General features: G+C 69.7%; 13 protein-coding genes. 2 read left to right on the forward strand and 11 right to left on the reverse strand.

Annotation, left to right across the window (positions count from 1 at the left end; all coding sequences use genetic code 11):
* The first annotated feature begins 64 nt into the window (after window positions 1-64).
* Window positions 65-2,023: a helix-turn-helix domain-containing protein gene (locus ABT009_RS36715; RefSeq protein WP_351305201.1), complete on the forward strand. Its 1,959-nt coding sequence runs from the start codon at window positions 65-67 to the stop codon at window positions 2,021-2,023.
* 36 nt (window positions 2,024-2,059) lie between these two features.
* On the opposite strand, the gene ABT009_RS36720 is transcribed toward ABT009_RS36715, so the two are convergent.
* The 8 genes from ABT009_RS36720 to ABT009_RS36755 form a co-directional block, all read right to left on the reverse strand.
* Window positions 2,060-3,445: an MFS transporter gene (locus ABT009_RS36720; protein WP_351305203.1), complete on the reverse strand. Its 1,386-nt coding sequence runs from the start codon at window positions 3,443-3,445 to the stop codon at window positions 2,060-2,062.
* Window positions 3,446-3,749: 304 nt separating this feature from the next.
* Window positions 3,750-4,487, reverse strand: a complete 738-nt coding sequence (locus tag ABT009_RS36725; protein WP_351305204.1) for an HAD family hydrolase — start codon at window positions 4,485-4,487, stop codon at window positions 3,750-3,752.
* Window positions 4,484-5,290, reverse strand: coding sequence for a DeoR/GlpR family DNA-binding transcription regulator (locus tag ABT009_RS36730; RefSeq protein WP_351305206.1), 807 nt, complete (start codon window positions 5,288-5,290; stop codon window positions 4,484-4,486). Before ABT009_RS36730 ends, ABT009_RS36725 begins: the two co-directional genes overlap by 4 nt.
* 144 nt (window positions 5,291-5,434) lie before the next feature.
* Window positions 5,435-6,478, reverse strand: coding sequence for a zinc-dependent alcohol dehydrogenase (locus ABT009_RS36735; protein ID WP_351305208.1), 1,044 nt, complete (start codon window positions 6,476-6,478; stop codon window positions 5,435-5,437).
* Window positions 6,479-6,507: 29 nt separating this feature from the next.
* Entirely contained in the window at window positions 6,508-7,515 is a 1,008-nt protein-coding gene (locus ABT009_RS36740) for a zinc-dependent alcohol dehydrogenase family protein (protein WP_351305210.1), read from the reverse strand.
* On the reverse strand, window positions 7,512-8,399 hold the full coding sequence (locus ABT009_RS36745; RefSeq protein WP_351305212.1) for a carbohydrate ABC transporter permease: 888 nt from the start codon (window positions 8,397-8,399) through the stop codon (window positions 7,512-7,514). The genes ABT009_RS36740 and ABT009_RS36745 overlap by 4 nt, the downstream gene beginning before the upstream one ends.
* On the reverse strand, window positions 8,396-9,355 hold the full coding sequence (locus tag ABT009_RS36750; protein ID WP_351305214.1) for a carbohydrate ABC transporter permease: 960 nt from the start codon (window positions 9,353-9,355) through the stop codon (window positions 8,396-8,398). Before ABT009_RS36750 ends, ABT009_RS36745 begins: the two co-directional genes overlap by 4 nt.
* 81 nt (window positions 9,356-9,436) lie before the next feature.
* Entirely contained in the window at window positions 9,437-10,786 is a 1,350-nt protein-coding gene (locus tag ABT009_RS36755; RefSeq protein ID WP_351305216.1) for an ABC transporter substrate-binding protein, read from the reverse strand.
* Between the two features lie 390 nt (window positions 10,787-11,176).
* On the opposite strand from ABT009_RS36755, the gene ABT009_RS36760 reads away from it, so the two are divergent.
* Window positions 11,177-11,311 (forward strand): hypothetical protein, encoded by a 135-nt coding sequence (locus ABT009_RS36760; protein ID WP_351305218.1) that lies wholly within the window; start codon window positions 11,177-11,179, stop codon window positions 11,309-11,311.
* Window positions 11,312-11,528: 217 nt separating this feature from the next.
* Here the strand turns inward: ABT009_RS36760 and ABT009_RS36765 are convergent, their stop codons facing one another.
* The 3 genes from ABT009_RS36765 to ABT009_RS36775 all read right to left on the reverse strand — a co-directional run bounded on the left by ABT009_RS36765 (window position 11,529) and on the right by ABT009_RS36775 (window position 13,861).
* Window positions 11,529-13,043 (reverse strand): FGGY-family carbohydrate kinase, encoded by a 1,515-nt coding sequence (locus ABT009_RS36765; RefSeq protein ID WP_351305219.1) that lies wholly within the window; start codon window positions 13,041-13,043, stop codon window positions 11,529-11,531.
* 3 nt (window positions 13,044-13,046) lie between these two features.
* The gene (locus ABT009_RS36770) at window positions 13,047-13,190 is read right to left on the reverse strand and encodes a hypothetical protein (protein ID WP_351305221.1); all 144 of its coding nucleotides are present in this window, start codon (window positions 13,188-13,190) and stop codon (window positions 13,047-13,049) included.
* A 173-nt stretch (window positions 13,191-13,363) separates the two neighbouring features.
* Entirely contained in the window at window positions 13,364-13,861 is a 498-nt protein-coding gene (locus tag ABT009_RS36775; RefSeq protein WP_351305223.1) for an NUDIX domain-containing protein, read from the reverse strand.
* Window positions 13,862-14,087: the final 226 nt, after the last annotated feature.

The following is a 14,087-nucleotide window of genomic DNA, read 5'->3' on the forward strand; positions in this document are numbered from 1 at the left end:
AACGCCCGCAGGGTTATCCACAGGGCTGGCGGGCCTGGCCGTCCGGCAGGTAATCCTTGTGAACATGTCTCGCGATCAACTGCAATCCGCCGGGAGTACCACCGCCGGCGCGGAGGCACCGTTCCTGGAGCTCCTCGCCCGGGGAGCCTCCGCCGATGCCTACGAGCAGCCGGTGCTGCTCGCCCGCGCCGACGGGCAGCCGCCCGAGCGCATCGCCGCCCTGGAACACGCCAAGCTGCTCGCTCTGCGCGTGCGCTCGGAGATAGAGGGGCGGCGGCGCCGCGAGGCCGAACTGTCCGCGCTCTTCGAGACCGCGCACGACCTCGCGGGTCTACGTGATCTCGATGCCGTCCTGCAGGCCATCGTGCACAGGGCCCGTTCCCTGCTGGGCACGGACGTCGCCTATCTCAGCCTGAACGACCCGGCCAGGGGCGACACCTACATGCGGGTCACCGAAGGCTCCGTCGCGGCCCGCTTCCAGCAGTTGCGGCTGGGCATGGGGGAGGGGCTCGGCGGCCTCGTCGCCCAGACCGCCCGACCGTATGTCACCGACGACTACTTCAAGGACGAACGCTTCCAGCACACGCACGCCATCGACGCCGGCGTGCGGGAAGAGGGCCTCGTGGCCATCCTCGGCGTCCCGCTCATGCTGGGGGCCCACGTCATCGGGGTACTGTTCGCAGCCGACCGCCGCGCCCGCGTCTTCGAACGGGAACAGATCGCGCTGCTCGGCTCGTTCGCGGCCCTTGCAGCGGCGGCCATCGACACGGCGAACCTACTCACGGAGACAAGGGAGGCGCTGGGACGCCTCGAGCGGGCCAACGAGATCATCCGCGACCGCAGCGGTGTGATCGAGCGCGCCTCGGATGTCCACGACCGGCTCGCCGAACTGGTCCTGCGGGGCGGAGGAGTGCACGACGTGGCCGCAGCCGTCTCCCAGGTCCTGGACGGCACCGTGGAGTTCGCCGACGCGAGCACCGCTCCGGCCGAAGCCCTGGAGACGTCCCGAGCCGAAGGCCACGCCGTACCCCATGGTGATGACTGGATCGCGGCTGTCGCCGCAGGTGGTGAACTCCTCGGCGCGCTGGTGCTCCGGGGCCACCCCGGGCTCGACCCTGTCGATCAGCGCACCCTCGAACGGGCAGGCATGGTCACGTCACTGCTGATGCTCGCCCGCCGCTCGGCATCCGAAGCCGAACAACGCGTCCGCGGTGAACTCCTGGACGATCTCCTCGACTCGCGCGACCGCGACCCGCGCGTGCTGCGGGAACGTGCAGTCCGGCTGCGCGCCGACCTCGACGCCACCCAAGTGGTCCTCGCCGCCCGGCTGGAGGCCCCGGCCGCAGATGCCGAGGAGGGGGCCGCCGCTCGTCGGCGGCTGTGGGCCGCCGCCTCCCACCTCGCCGCGACCCGGCACGGACTGGCGGCTGCCCGCGACGGCGGCACCGTCCTGCTGCTGCCCCTCCACAGAGGCGACTCCGCGGCCGAACTGGCCCGCCGCACCGCGAAACATCTCGGCACAGCCGTCCATGAGGCGGTCACCGTCGGCGCCTCCGCCCCGGTCGAGGACCTCGCCGCTCAGCCGGACACGGTCGTGGCCGCCTACGCGGAGGCGCAGCGCTGCCTCGACGCGCTGCGCCTGCTCGGCAGATCGGGCGAAGGCGCCGCCGCCGAGGACTTCGGATTCCTGGGCCTGCTGCTCGCCGACAGCCGGGACATCGCCGGCTTCGTCGACCGCACCATCGGCGAAGTCATCGCCTACGACGCGCGCCGCGGTACCGATCTGCTCCGCACCCTGGACGCGTACTTCGCCTCCGGCATGAGCCCGGCCCGTACGAAGGACGAACTGCACGTCCACGTGAACACCGTCGCGCAGCGCCTGGAACGCATCGCGCGTCTGCTCGGCCCGGAATGGCAGAACCCGGCCCGTGCACTGGAGATCCAACTCGCCCTGAGGCTGCACCGGTTGTCGGCCGCTGTCATACCGTGGACCCCCGCACGCGCCGGGGCGTGCGGGGGTTGAACGGAGTGCTCGTGGGTTGAACGGAGTGCCCGTGCCCTATGCGGTCCGTGCATCGGCAGGCGACGCCACGGGGGCCTCCTGACCGCTGCCGGGCTCCACCTGCGCCAGGTCACGGTGCCTGGTCTCCTTCGCCACGCCGACCGCGATCAGCGTCAGCACGGCTGCCGCGATCACATAGAGCGCGATGAAGGTGGAGCTGCCGGACTCCTCGAGCAGTGCGGTCGCGATGAGCGGCGCGGGCGCGCCAGCGGCAACGGACGCGAACTGCGCGCCGATCGAGGCGCCCGAGTAACGCATCCGCGTCGCGAACATCTCGGAGAAGAAGGCGGCCTGAGGTGCGTACATGGCGCCGTGCAGCACCAGTCCGACGGTCACGGCGAGAAGGAGATTTCCGAAGCTACCGGTGTCGATCAGCGCGAAGAACGGGAACATCCAGAGCCCTATTCCCGCGGCGCCCAGCAGGTAGACGGGCCGTCGGCCGATCCGGTCCGACAGGGCGCCCCAGAGCGGAATCACCGCGAAGTGCACTGCGGACGCGATGAGTACGGCGTTGAGCGCGGTCTGCTTGGAGACCTCGGCCGCTGTCGTGGCGTACACGAGGATGAAGGCGGTGATGACGTAGTAGCTGATGTTCTCGGCCATGCGTGCGCCCATGGCGACCAGGACGTCGCGCCAGTGGTAGCGCAACACGGCGATCAGCGGCAGCTTCTCCACCTCGTCGGCGTGCTCAGCCTTGCGCGCCTCGGCCTGAGCACGTGCCGCCTTGAAAACGGGAGATTCATCGACAGAGAGACGAATCCACAGACCGACGATCACCAGCACACCGGACAGGAGGAACGGGATGCGCCAGCCCCATGATGTGAAGGCGGCGTCCGACAGCACCGCGGTCAGCAGCGACAGCACACCGGTGGCCAGCAACTGCCCGGCAGGGGCGCCGGTCTGGGGCCAGGACGCCCAGAACCCACGGCGCCTGGCATCCCCGTGCTCGGACACCAGCAGCACGGCGCCGCCCCACTCGCCGCCGAGTGCGAAGCCCTGCACCAGTCGCAGCAGGGTCAGCAGCACCGGTGCCGCGGCTCCCACCGTGGCATGGGTGGGCAGCAGACCGATCGCAAAGGTGGCCCCGCCCATCAGCAGCAGACTCAGGACCAGCAGCTTCTTGCGCCCGAGCCGGTCCCCGTAGTGCCCGAAGACCAGGGCTCCCAGGGGCCGGGCGGCGAAGCCGACGGCGTACGTCAGGAAGGACAGCAGTGTGCCGACGAGCGGTTCGGATTCCGGGAAGAAGAGCTTGTTGAACACGAGTGCGGCGGCGGAGCCGTAGAGGAAGAAGTCGTACCACTCGATGGTGGTGCCGATGAGGCTCGCGGCGACGATGCGCTTGAGATTCGCGGGCGTCGGGGGAGCGGATGCTGCGGAGGCCATGTGCACCACTTCCGGGAATGGGATGGGGACGTGTACGTGTCGGCACAAGGTAGAAACACGCAGGTCAGTGGCACATGTGGTGGGACACCATAGTTCGGGGGCAGAGTGTGCGTGTGGCCCCCACGTCTGCCTGTTAACGCTGGAGCTAGGGGCTCGATCGACGGCGGATCAGGCGGTGTCGGTGATGCGTCATTCACGCCGTTTTCGGCGAGTTGCGCGCGCGTCACACCAGAGTCCTACCGGACCTGCATCCCGTCCGTGCCTACAACCCGGGTTTGATCACAGCTGAAGACAGTCCCTGATGTCAGGTAACGAGCCGCAGCACGTCCGCCAAGCCGCGCTCACCGGTGCGGTGTTCCGCCGGCAGGATGTAGGTGCGCAGGCCGCAGGCGGTGGCGCCGCCGTCGCGGACCGGGTTGTCGCCGACCATGAGGGTGGCGCGGGGGTCGGCGCCGAGGTCGGCGCAGGCTTTCAGGAACAGCTGCGGGTCGGGCTTTTCGCGGCCCTGCTCGTAGGAGATGACGCAGGTGTCGATCAAGGGGTCCAGCCCGTGGTGGGCGAGGTGGGTGCGCAGGTCCCAGGCGAAGTCGCTGACGATGGCGATGCGCAGTCCGCGTTCGCGCAGGGCGCGCAGGACCGGTTCGGTGTCGGGATAGGGGATCCACGCGTCCGGGGCGGTGAGTTCCCGGTACGCCGCCTCCTCCGCGCCGCGCAGGAAGTCCACCTGCTCCCACCATCCCCGCATGGCACGGCGGTGCCGCTCGGGAGAGAGGTCCCGGCCTTCCTGTAGGGCGACGACGGAGGGCAGCAGGAAGGCGGCGCGCAACTGGTCGGAGATCTCGGCCACGGCGCCGGGCACGTCCAGCAAGGCGAGGCGGCCGGAGGCGGCGCCGACCCGGCGTAGCCACGTCTCCAGGTCGATCATCTGGAAGATGGTGTTGCTGAAGTCGAACAGCACGGCCTGGACCGGGGGCACGGGTGCGGCCATCTCGACGTCGCTGGGGCGGTAGGCGCTCGGTGTTTCGAACAGGGTGTGGATCACGGGGAGGGCTCTTCGGGTTCGATTGTCTCGACGGGGACTCCGAGGTCGCGTATGGCCGAGAGTTCCGCGTCGGGGGTTCCGGTATCGGTGATGACGGCGTCGTAGTCGGCCACGGTGCCGTACGCGTAAGTGGCGGTCTTGCCGAACTTCGAGTGGTCCGCCAGGAGCAGCGCCTGTTCGGCGGAGGCGAGCATGGCCAGCTTCACCTCGACGTAGTCGTTCAGGGGGTGGAAGAGTCGGCCTTCCAGGATGGCGGTGGCGGACATCAGGGCGAGGTCGGCCCGGATCTGGGACAGGGCGCGGGTGACGGTGGGACCGGTGCAGGAGTTGAAGTCGCCCCGGTAGTGGCCGCCCAGCAGGGTGACGTTCACGCCCGGCGCGGAACCGAGGCGCTGTGCGAGGCCGACGGAGTTGGTGACGACATGGAGCTGGTCCAGCTCGGCCAGCGCGGGGACCAGGGGGAACAGGGTCGTCGAGTCGTCCATGAGTACCGTGCTGCCCGGCCTGATCCGGTCGGCGACGGCCGCGCACAGCGCGTTCTTGGCCGCGAGGGCGCTGCTCTCACGGAAGCGGGTGGCCGTCTCCATGGTGAGGGCGGGGAAGGCGACGGCCCGCCCGCGCTCCTTGCGCAGCAGATGGCGCCCGGCGAGGTCGTCCAGGTCCCGGTGCATCGTCATCAGACTGACGTCGAAGTGCCGGGCGAGGTCGTCGATGCGGGTCTCGCCGTGTTCGGCGACGTACCGCAGCACAGCCTGGCGCCGCTCCTCGACGGCGGCCTGTGACAATCGCGTACGGGCGGTCACAGCGCCCCTCCTTCCCGGTCGCTCCGGTCTCGCAGTTTCCCACACGGGCCGGTGGGGACCGGGGCCCGTCCGGCTCCCGGCCCTCGGGCCACCCGTGAGGCGACGGCTGCGGCGTACGACGTACATACCTGTGTGGCCGCGGGTCTACGGACCGTCCACCGTGACCAGCACCTTGACCTGCTCGGGGTCGACGGATGCGGCGAAAGCCTTGGCGGCGTCCTCCAGCGGGTAGGTGGCGGTGACGATCTCGGCGGTGTCGACGGCGCCCGAGGCGATCAGGGACATCGCGGTGCGGTAGTCCTCGCCGGTGTACATCAGGGTGCCCTCGATGCGGATCTCCCGGTCCTGGACCAGGTCCAGACGGATCGGGGTCGGGCCGGCGGCGCCCACGCCCACCACGACGATGTGGCCGCCCTTGGCCACCAGCTCTGTGGCCTGGGCCATGGACTGCTCCCGGGACACGCAGTCGAAGACGACGTCGACCGGACCGCCGAGCGCCGCGTGGGCCTGCTCGACAAGGTCGAGGGCGTCGGCGGGCAGGGCCGTGTCGGCGCCGAGGCGCAGCGCCCTCTCCCGCTTGCCGTCCAGCAGGTCGGTGACGGCGATCCGGGCGGCGCCCGCGTGCCGGGCGGCGAGGAGGGTGAGCAGGCCGATGGGGCCGGCGCCGAGTACGGCGACCGTGCGGCCGGTGAGGTCACCGGCCTTCGCCACGGCGTGCACCGGCGTGGCCAGGGGCTCGACGAGGGCGGCCTCGATGTCGGTCATGCCGTCGGGTACGCGGTGGACGCGGTCGGCCGGGATGGTGAACAGGTCGGCCATGGCGCCGGGCGTCTGGCAGCCGAAGACCTTCAGCTCCTGGCAGATGTTGTAGCGGCCGGAGCGGCACTGGGGGCACCGGCCGCAGTACAGGTTGGGTTCGATGATCACCCGGTCGCCGGGGGTGAAGTCCTCGGCTCCGTTCCCTGCCGCGGCGACGACGCCTACCGCCTCGTGACCGGGGCGGTAGGGCAGGTCGATGAACGGATGGTGGCCGGCCGCCGCATGGGTATCGGAGCCGCACACGCCGACGACGGTGGCGCGCACCAGGAGTTCGTCGTCCCCGGTGACGGGGGCGGGCACCTGCTCGATGGTGATGTCGCCGAGGGACCGGACGAGCACGCGGCGGATGTGGCTGATCTGCTGGGTCATGGTGGCGGAGTTCCGTTCGGTTCGGGCGTTCACGCGGAGGCGAGGCCGGGCTGGATCTGGATCTTGCGGCCGATGCCCGCCTGGAAGCGGGCGATCGCGTCCGGGAACGCCGCCAGAGGGAGGCGATCGCTGATGAAGACGTCCGGGTCGATGACGCCGGTGGCGAAGAGGTCCGCGGCGCGTTCGAAGCTGTGCAGGACGGCCATGGAGCCGGTGATCGTGATCTCCTGGTTGTAGATCCGGTACGGCTCGATGGTGGCCCGGGTGGCGTAGTCGGCGACCCCGAACTGCAGGTACGTACCGCCCTTGCCGACCCGGCCGAGGGCGTCCTGGATGGCCTGGGCGTTGCCGGTGGCGTCGATGACCACGTCCCAGCCGTGCCGCGGCCGCTCGAGTTCGTCGGCGGACGTGGCACCGGCGGAGCAGCCCAACTGCCGTGCCGTGGCGAGGCGTTCGACGTTGATGTCGACGACATCGACGCTCGCGGCACCGGTGGCCTTGGCGAGCTGGAGCATCATCAGTCCCATGGTTCCGGCGCCGTAGACGAGCACGCGGGAGGCGAGACGGCTGCGCAGGACGTCGTAGCCGCGCACCGCACAGGACAGCGGCTCGATCAGAGCCGCGTCCTCGGTGCGCATGCCGTCGGGGAGGAGCACGCAGTTGGCGACCGGCGCGGCCACGAACTCGGCGGCGGCGCCGGGATGAGTGACGCCGATGGCCGCGTACCGCTCACACAGGTTGTTGCGGCCGAGGCGGCAGTAGTGGCACTCGGAGCAGTACATGTTCGGGTCGACCGCGACGCGGGCGCCCACCGTCACCTCGGTCACCTCGGCGCCGACCGCGACGATCTCTCCGGCGAACTCGTGGCCGGGAACGATCGGCAGGCTGGGCGCGTGCTCGCCCTGCAGGATGTGCAGGTCGGTGCCGCACAGCCCGGTCGCGGCGACCTGGATGACGACCTCGCGGGGGCCGGGGGCCGGGTCTTCGACGATTTGGAGCTCCACCTTGCCCGGAGCGGTGATGACGGCGGCCCTCACTTGACGGCTCCCAGGGACAGGCCGCGCACGAGTTTGTCCTGGGCGGCGAAACCGGCGATGAGGACCGGCAGGGAGACCAGCGTGGCCGCCGCGCACAGCCGGGCCAGGAACAGGCCCTCGTTGGTGATGAAGCCCACCAGGAACACGGGCGCGGTGGACGCCTGCGTCGCGGTGAGGTTCACGGCGAACATGAACTCGTTCCAGCTGAAGATGAAGCAGATCAGCGAGGTGGCGGCGAGTCCGGGCATGGCGACCGGCGCGACGACCCGCCACAGCACGGTGAGCAGGTTGGCGCCGTCGACCTCGGCCGCCTCCAGGATCTCCTTGGGGACCTCGGCGAGGAACGAGCGCATCATCCACACCGCGATCGGGAGGTTCATGGCGGTGTAGAGGATGACCAGCGTCCACACGTTGTCCAGCATCCCGACGTCTTTGACGATCATGTAGACCGGCAGCAGAGCCGCGATGGCCGGGAGGAACTTGGTGGACAGGAAGAAGAACATCACGTCGGTCCACTTCTCGACCGGCTTGATGGACAGCGCGTAGGCCGTCGGCACCGCCAGGGCGAGCACCAGCAATGTCGAAAGGACGCTGGCCATGGCCGAGTTGAGCAGGAAGGGGGTGATGTCCCGGCTGAACAGTGTTTCGTACTGGTCGAAGGTGAGCGGGGCGAAGGGGGTCGGCGGGTTGGTCGCCGCGTCCGCCTCCTGGTGGAAGGAAGTGAGCACCATCCACGCCACCGGCGCGAAGAACGCCAGCGTGGCGAGCCAGGCGACGAAGGTCCACAGGGGCGACAGCCGCGGCGCACCGCCGTGGTCGTCGTGGCGGCGGAGGAGCTTCTTGAACCTCGCCCCGGGGGCGGCGACTGCTGCGTGAGCGGTCATCGGGATACCTCCTCGCGGAACAGCGACGCGATGGTGCGCAGCGCGAAGGTCGCGATCACGATCGAGCCGATTACGACGACGACACCGGCGGCGGCCGCCTCGCCGTACTCGTACTTGCGGAACATGGTCAGGTAGATCTCGTAGGGCAGGTTGGTCGTCTGCGAGCCGGGGCCGCCCTGGGTGATGGTGTAGACCGAGTCGAAGGTCTGCACGACGTAGATCGTGCCGAGCAGGATGCCCAGCTCGAGGTACTGCCGCAGGTGCGGCAGGGTGATGAAGCGGAAGGTCGCCAGTGCCGACGCCCCGTCCATGCGGGCCGCCTCCAGGACGTCTCCGGGCTGCGACTGCAGGCCGGCCAGGAGGATCAGCATCATGAACGGGGTCCACTGCCAGACCAGCGAGACCACGACGGCGGGCATGGGGTACGAGGACACCCAGTCGACCGTGGGCCCGTTGGAGGCTCCGAAGAGTCGGTAGACGGCGTTGAGGGTGCCGTTGAGCAGGCCGTAGTCAGGGTTGTAGATGGCGTGCTTCCACAGCAGCGCCGCCGCGACCGGCATGACGAGGAACGGGGCGATGAGCAGGGTGCGCGCCAGGCCGCGGCCGACGAACCGGCGGTCGAGCAGCATCGCCAGACCGAGGCCGAGGACCACGCTGATGAGCACCACCGACGCGGTGAGCACGACGGTGTTGAGCACCGCGGTGCGCAGCCGCTCGTCGGTGAAGACGAACTTGAAGTTGGACAGGCCGACGAAGTGGCGGTCGCCCGGCTTGAGGATGTTCCACTGGAAGGTGGAGATGACGAGCGTGGCCACGAAGGGCAGCTGCGTGACGACGATGGTGAAGACCAGCGCCGGCAGCAGCGGGATGCGGCGCTTCCACTTGCTGATGCCCGAGGACTTCCGGGTACGGGCGGGTGGCGGTGCTGTCTTGGGGGGAGCAGTGAGCGTGGTCATGGACTTTCCTCCGCCAGTGACGGCCGGGTAGGGGGAGCGGTGCCCGGCCGGGGGGAGGGCCGGCCGGGCGGTTCGTGCGGGTCACTGGTAGTTCTTGGCGACGTCCTCGGCGAGCTTCTGGCCGTCGTTGAGCGCCTTGTCCACGCTGGTCTTGCCGGCGATGGCGGCGGAGATCTCCTGGGTGACCTTGGTTCCCAGGTCCTGGAACTCGGGGATGGCCACGTACTGGATGCCCACGGTCGGCCTGGGCTGGACGCCCGGGTTGGCCGGGTCGGCTCCCTCGATGGACTTCAGGGTGATGTCACCGAACGACGAGGCCGCCTTCTGGTACTGCGGGATGTCGTACGTGCTGGCCCGCTTGCCGGCCGGGACGCGCGCCCAGCCGAGCTTCTCGCCGACCAACTTCTCGTACTTCTTGCTGGAGGCCCACAGCATGAACTTCGAGGCGGCATCGGCGTTCTTCGTGGTCTTGGGCATGGCCCACGCCCAGGCCCACAGCCAGCCGCTGCTCTTGGTCTCGACGGTCGGCGCGTAGGCGTAGCCGACATGGCCGGCGATCTTGCTGGAGCTGGAGTCCTCCAGCGGCCCGGCCGCGCTGGTCGCGTCGTACCACATCGCGACCTTCTTCTGGCTCATCGCGTTGAGGCACTCGGTGAACCCGGCCTGCGGGGCGCCCGCCTCACCGTGCTTCTTGACCAGGTTGACGTAGAAGTTCGTCGCCTTCTTGAACGCCGGGCTGTTGACCTGCGCCTTCCAGTCCTTGGTGAACCAGGTGCCGCCGAAGGTGTTGACCACGGACGTCAGCGGCGCCCCGAGTTCGCCCCAACCGGCCAGACCGCGCAGGCAGATGCCCCGCATCCCCGGCTCGGCGCCGTCGACCTTGGCCGCGATGTCGGCGATCTGCTGCCAGGTCGGGTGCTCGGGCACCGTGATGCCCTTCGCCTTCATGACGTCCTTGTTGTACATGAGCATGGAGGACTCGCCGTAGAACGGCAGGGCGTAGAGCTTGCCGTCGGAGCCGGACAGCGACTGCACCATCGGCTTGAGCAGGTCGCTCTTGTCGAAGCTCGCGTCCTTGTCGGCGTAGGAGCCGAGCTCGTGCAGCCAGCCGTTCTTGGTCCAGATGGGTACCTCGTAGGCGCCGATGGTGGCGACGTCGTACTGGCCGGCCTGGGTGGCGATGTCCTGGGTGACCTTGTCGCGCAGCTCGTTCTCGGGAAGGACCGTGAAGTTCACCTTGATACCGGTGTCCTTCGTGAACGTGTCCTTCGTCAGCTTTGCGATGTCCTCCATCTGTGGATTGCCGACCATCAGCACGTTGATGCTCTTGCCGCCGCCCGACGACCCGCCGGCTCCGGCTCCGGAACAGGCAGTGGCGAGGAGGGCGGTGGCGGCGGCGCCGGCTATGAGGGCGTATCTGGTCGATCTCATGACGGGGGACCTCTCGTACGGGTGGCTCGGGAAACGGGCGTAGGGGGCTCCCGCGGCGGCTCCGCTCGTCGGGAGCAGCCGCTCAGCATGGTTCGTCGGGACCTCGACTGAGGCTCGGCTGGGGAGGGAGGGGAGGGGTGGGTGTGCGGCCCTGGGGTGTCGGGCGCGGTATCGATGGCGGAATTATTAGCAGGAGACTGCGCCGTTGTTAACACATCTTGCGAGAAAAGTTCTCTGAATCTATCGTCGAGCCGTCTCGCAGGAGGGTGCGGGACGCCTTCGTCCCTCCACCTCCGGTCGCCGCCGAGGCGGCTGATGACCAGGTCACGGGGGGAGTACCGAACAGCCCCGGCCCTCGACCGTGCCGCCGCAGTCCCCGAGGAGTCCCGCATGAGTGCCAGACCGGACAGATCGGAAACCGCAGACAAGCCCGCTGTCGTCGTCGGAGACGCGCTGGTGGGCCTCACGCGCCCCCGCGGTGAAAGCGTCGCCCGCTCCCACCGTGTCGACGACCTCGACTCGTAAGCACACCCGGGTGGAGCCAGGCGTCCGGATACGGCTGAGCTCGCACGGCCGCCGTCGTACGCCGTGGAGATCGCGGCCGACACCTGCACCCGCGCGGGCGCCTAGCCGCCGTACCGCCGCGAGGGCGTGCAGACCCCGGCGTTGCCCGTGGCCCGGGCCGTTCCGGGATCTCTGTCGATCCCTTATGCCGCGGACTCGCTCGGTACTCGCTCCGTACTCACTCCGCGGTCTCGGGCGCGTCCAGGCGCGCCCAGATCGGCCCGAGAGCCTCCAGGGCCTCCCGGTACACCTCGTACGCCTCGTCGAGTACGGCGACCCGGTCGGCGTCGGGTTCGTGGCGTCTGAGCACGGCGGCGCCGGCGCGCGGGTCCGTCACGTCGTCGAGCAGTCCGACGGCGGTGGCGGCAAGCAGGGCCGCTCCCCTGGCGGCACTCTCCTGCACGTCGGTCACCACGACCGGCCGCCGCAGAGCATCGGCGAACATCTGGCTCCACACCTCGCTGTGCGCGGCGCCGCCGGTCAGCCGGGCCGCCCCGGTGATCCGCAGCTTCGAGCAGAGCGCGTCGACGTGCCAGCGGTGATTGAGAACGACACCCTCCATCAGGGCCCGCAGCAGGTGGCCGCGGCCGTGCCAACCGCGCAGGCCGAGGAACGTCCCGGACGTGGGATGCGGGTGCGGAGAGCCGTAGACGAACGGGTGGAACAACACCTCCGACGGACCGTCCAAGTGCGCCTCGACCTCTCGGCCGATCGCCTCGTGGACGCCGTCGCGCTGCTCGGCCGGTGCGCCCGTCACCCGCAGGAACCACTCCAGGTTCGCGACCGAGGCGGGTGAGGTGGACATGGTCATCCACTGCCCCGGGCGGACGAAGTGACGGACCTGCCAGCGCGGGTCGACGACGGGGCGCTCGCTGATCACCTGATTGATGCTGAACGACCCGGCGATCAGACACAGTTCGCCCGGCGCCGTGCCACCGATCCCGAGCGCGGCGGCATCGACGTCATGGGCGCCCGTGACGACGGGGGTGCCGGCGGTGAGCCCGGTGAGCGCCGCGGCCTCGCGGGTCACGGTTCCGCTCACCGCGTCGCAAGCCAGGACGGGCGGCAGCAGGCCGGCGAGCGCGCCGAGGCCGTACAGGTCGAGCAGCTCCGGCGAGTAGCCGCCCCGCCGCATGTCGGTGAACGAGGCACTGGCGTCCGTGGGATCGGTGGCCACCGCGCCCGTCAGCCTGAGGCGCAGCCAGTCCTTGCAGGACAACAGCCAACGGGCCTGCTGAAGCACTCCCGGTTCATGGCGGGCGAGCCAGGTCAGCAGGGCGGCCGGGGAACCCGTGAAGGGGACCGTGCCCGACAACGCCAGGGCACGGGACCAGACCGGAGCGCCCCGCCACTCCTCCAGCACCGGTTCGGCGCGCGTGTCCATCGCCACGATCGCGGCCCGTACACGCCGGCCCCGCTCGTCGACGGCGTACAGCCCGTCGCCGTGCCCGGCCAGTCCCACCGCGGCGACGGCCCGCCCCGCGTCCGGTCCCGCCTCGGCGAGACAGGCGGCGATGGCCTGATACGCCGTCCGCCACACGTCGTCCATGTCCCGCTCGACCCAATGGGGCTGAGGGGTGTCCAGCGGCAGCGTGCCGCTGCCCCGCGCCACCGGTCGGCCTGTGGCGTCGAACAGCACGGCCTTGGTCACGGTGTGTCCCGCATCGAGACCGAGCACCAGGTCACGCGCCAATGCTCACACCCACCCCAGTTCGCGGCCGTTGATCGCCCCGGCGCACCGGCCGCCCGCGGCGAGTGTCTGTTGCGCCGCGTGCTGTTCCGCCTTGATTCCCGACGAGTCGACGCTGCGGACCGTACCCGCCAGGAATGAAACGGTCACCGACGACCAGAACGCGCAATGCGGTCTCCTCGTGTGTCGAAGCCATACCGCCCACGGGGTTCGTGTCTCCTTAATGTTCGATGGGAAGAGGGTGCGTTGAGACCGGGCCGCGGTGGGGAGCGGTACTGCGTGGCAGCAGACAGCAGCCCCGTACCGTCGCTGCTGCTGGCAGGCTAAGAGGGGCCGGAGTGTTCCCGGTAGCAGACCGACCCGGTACGGCGAGCTTGCGCAACCGCGGCGAGACGGCCGAAGGAGAACGCGGACATCTCCTCCTGCCAGCCCTGCAGTGATCGGACAGCGACCTCGCAGTGCTCGTCCGGGTCCAGAACGATGCTGTCGATCTGCGCTTGGGTGAGCCGGCCGCCGTCGAAGACGAAGCCGACCTTGTGGGTGTTCCAGTCGCCCAGCGGGGGCAGGAAGTGCATGGCCAGTAGTTTCGGCTCGTCGGCGATGCGTAGGCCTGTCTCTTCCAGGCACTCGCGTACCGCACACTCCCAGGGCGTCTCACCCGGGTCCATGTTCCCGCCCGGCCACTGCCACAGCGCCGGGTTGCGGGCGGCGCGCAGCTGGATCGGACGGTCGGCCTCGTCGGTGACGTAGAAGCACCCATAGATGGTGGCCTTGGGCAGGGTGGCGATGTACTGCTCGGGAGGGATCCATGTGCCGCTCATTCGGTCTCCAGAGATTCAGCGCCACAGGTATGGGTGACGCGGGCGTGAGGTACTGAGATGCGCGAGGGCTGTGGTCAGGCTCTGGCTGTGGTGGTGTGACCTGGTGCCGATCACGCGTCCGTCACGGCGCCCTGGTCGTCGGCGGACCTTCAGTGCCAGCAGGCGTGGCTGGCCGCGCTGTGTACAGGCATCTCCGCGCTCGGCGCTGTGGACCGCAGCGCTGACG

This window comes from Streptomyces sp. NPDC002896 (assembly GCF_040295225.1).
Classification (GTDB): Bacteria; Actinomycetota; Actinomycetes; order Streptomycetales; family Streptomycetaceae; genus Streptomyces.

Bases quoted from the DNA above. Each gene is read 5' to 3' on its own strand.
- ABT009_RS36715 (WP_351305201.1), top strand. From the start codon at position 65: ATGTCTCGCGATCAACTGCAATCCGCCGGGAGTACCACCGCCGGCGCG.
- ABT009_RS36745 (WP_351305212.1), bottom strand. From the start codon at position 8,399: ATGACCGCTCACGCAGCAGTCGCCGCCCCCGGGGCGAGGTTCAAGAAG.
- ABT009_RS36750 (WP_351305214.1), bottom strand. From the start codon at position 9,355: ATGACCACGCTCACTGCTCCCCCCAAGACAGCACCGCCACCCGCCCGT.
- ABT009_RS36775 (WP_351305223.1), bottom strand. From the start codon at position 13,861: ATGAGCGGCACATGGATCCCTCCCGAGCAGTACATCGCCACCCTGCCC.
- ABT009_RS36760 (WP_351305218.1), top strand. From the start codon at position 11,177: ATGAGTGCCAGACCGGACAGATCGGAAACCGCAGACAAGCCCGCTGTC.
- ABT009_RS36735 (WP_351305208.1), bottom strand. From the start codon at position 6,478: ATGACCCAGCAGATCAGCCACATCCGCCGCGTGCTCGTCCGGTCCCTC.
- ABT009_RS36720 (WP_351305203.1), bottom strand. From the start codon at position 3,445: ATGGCCTCCGCAGCATCCGCTCCCCCGACGCCCGCGAATCTCAAGCGC.
- ABT009_RS36755 (WP_351305216.1), bottom strand. From the start codon at position 10,786: ATGAGATCGACCAGATACGCCCTCATAGCCGGCGCCGCCGCCACCGCC.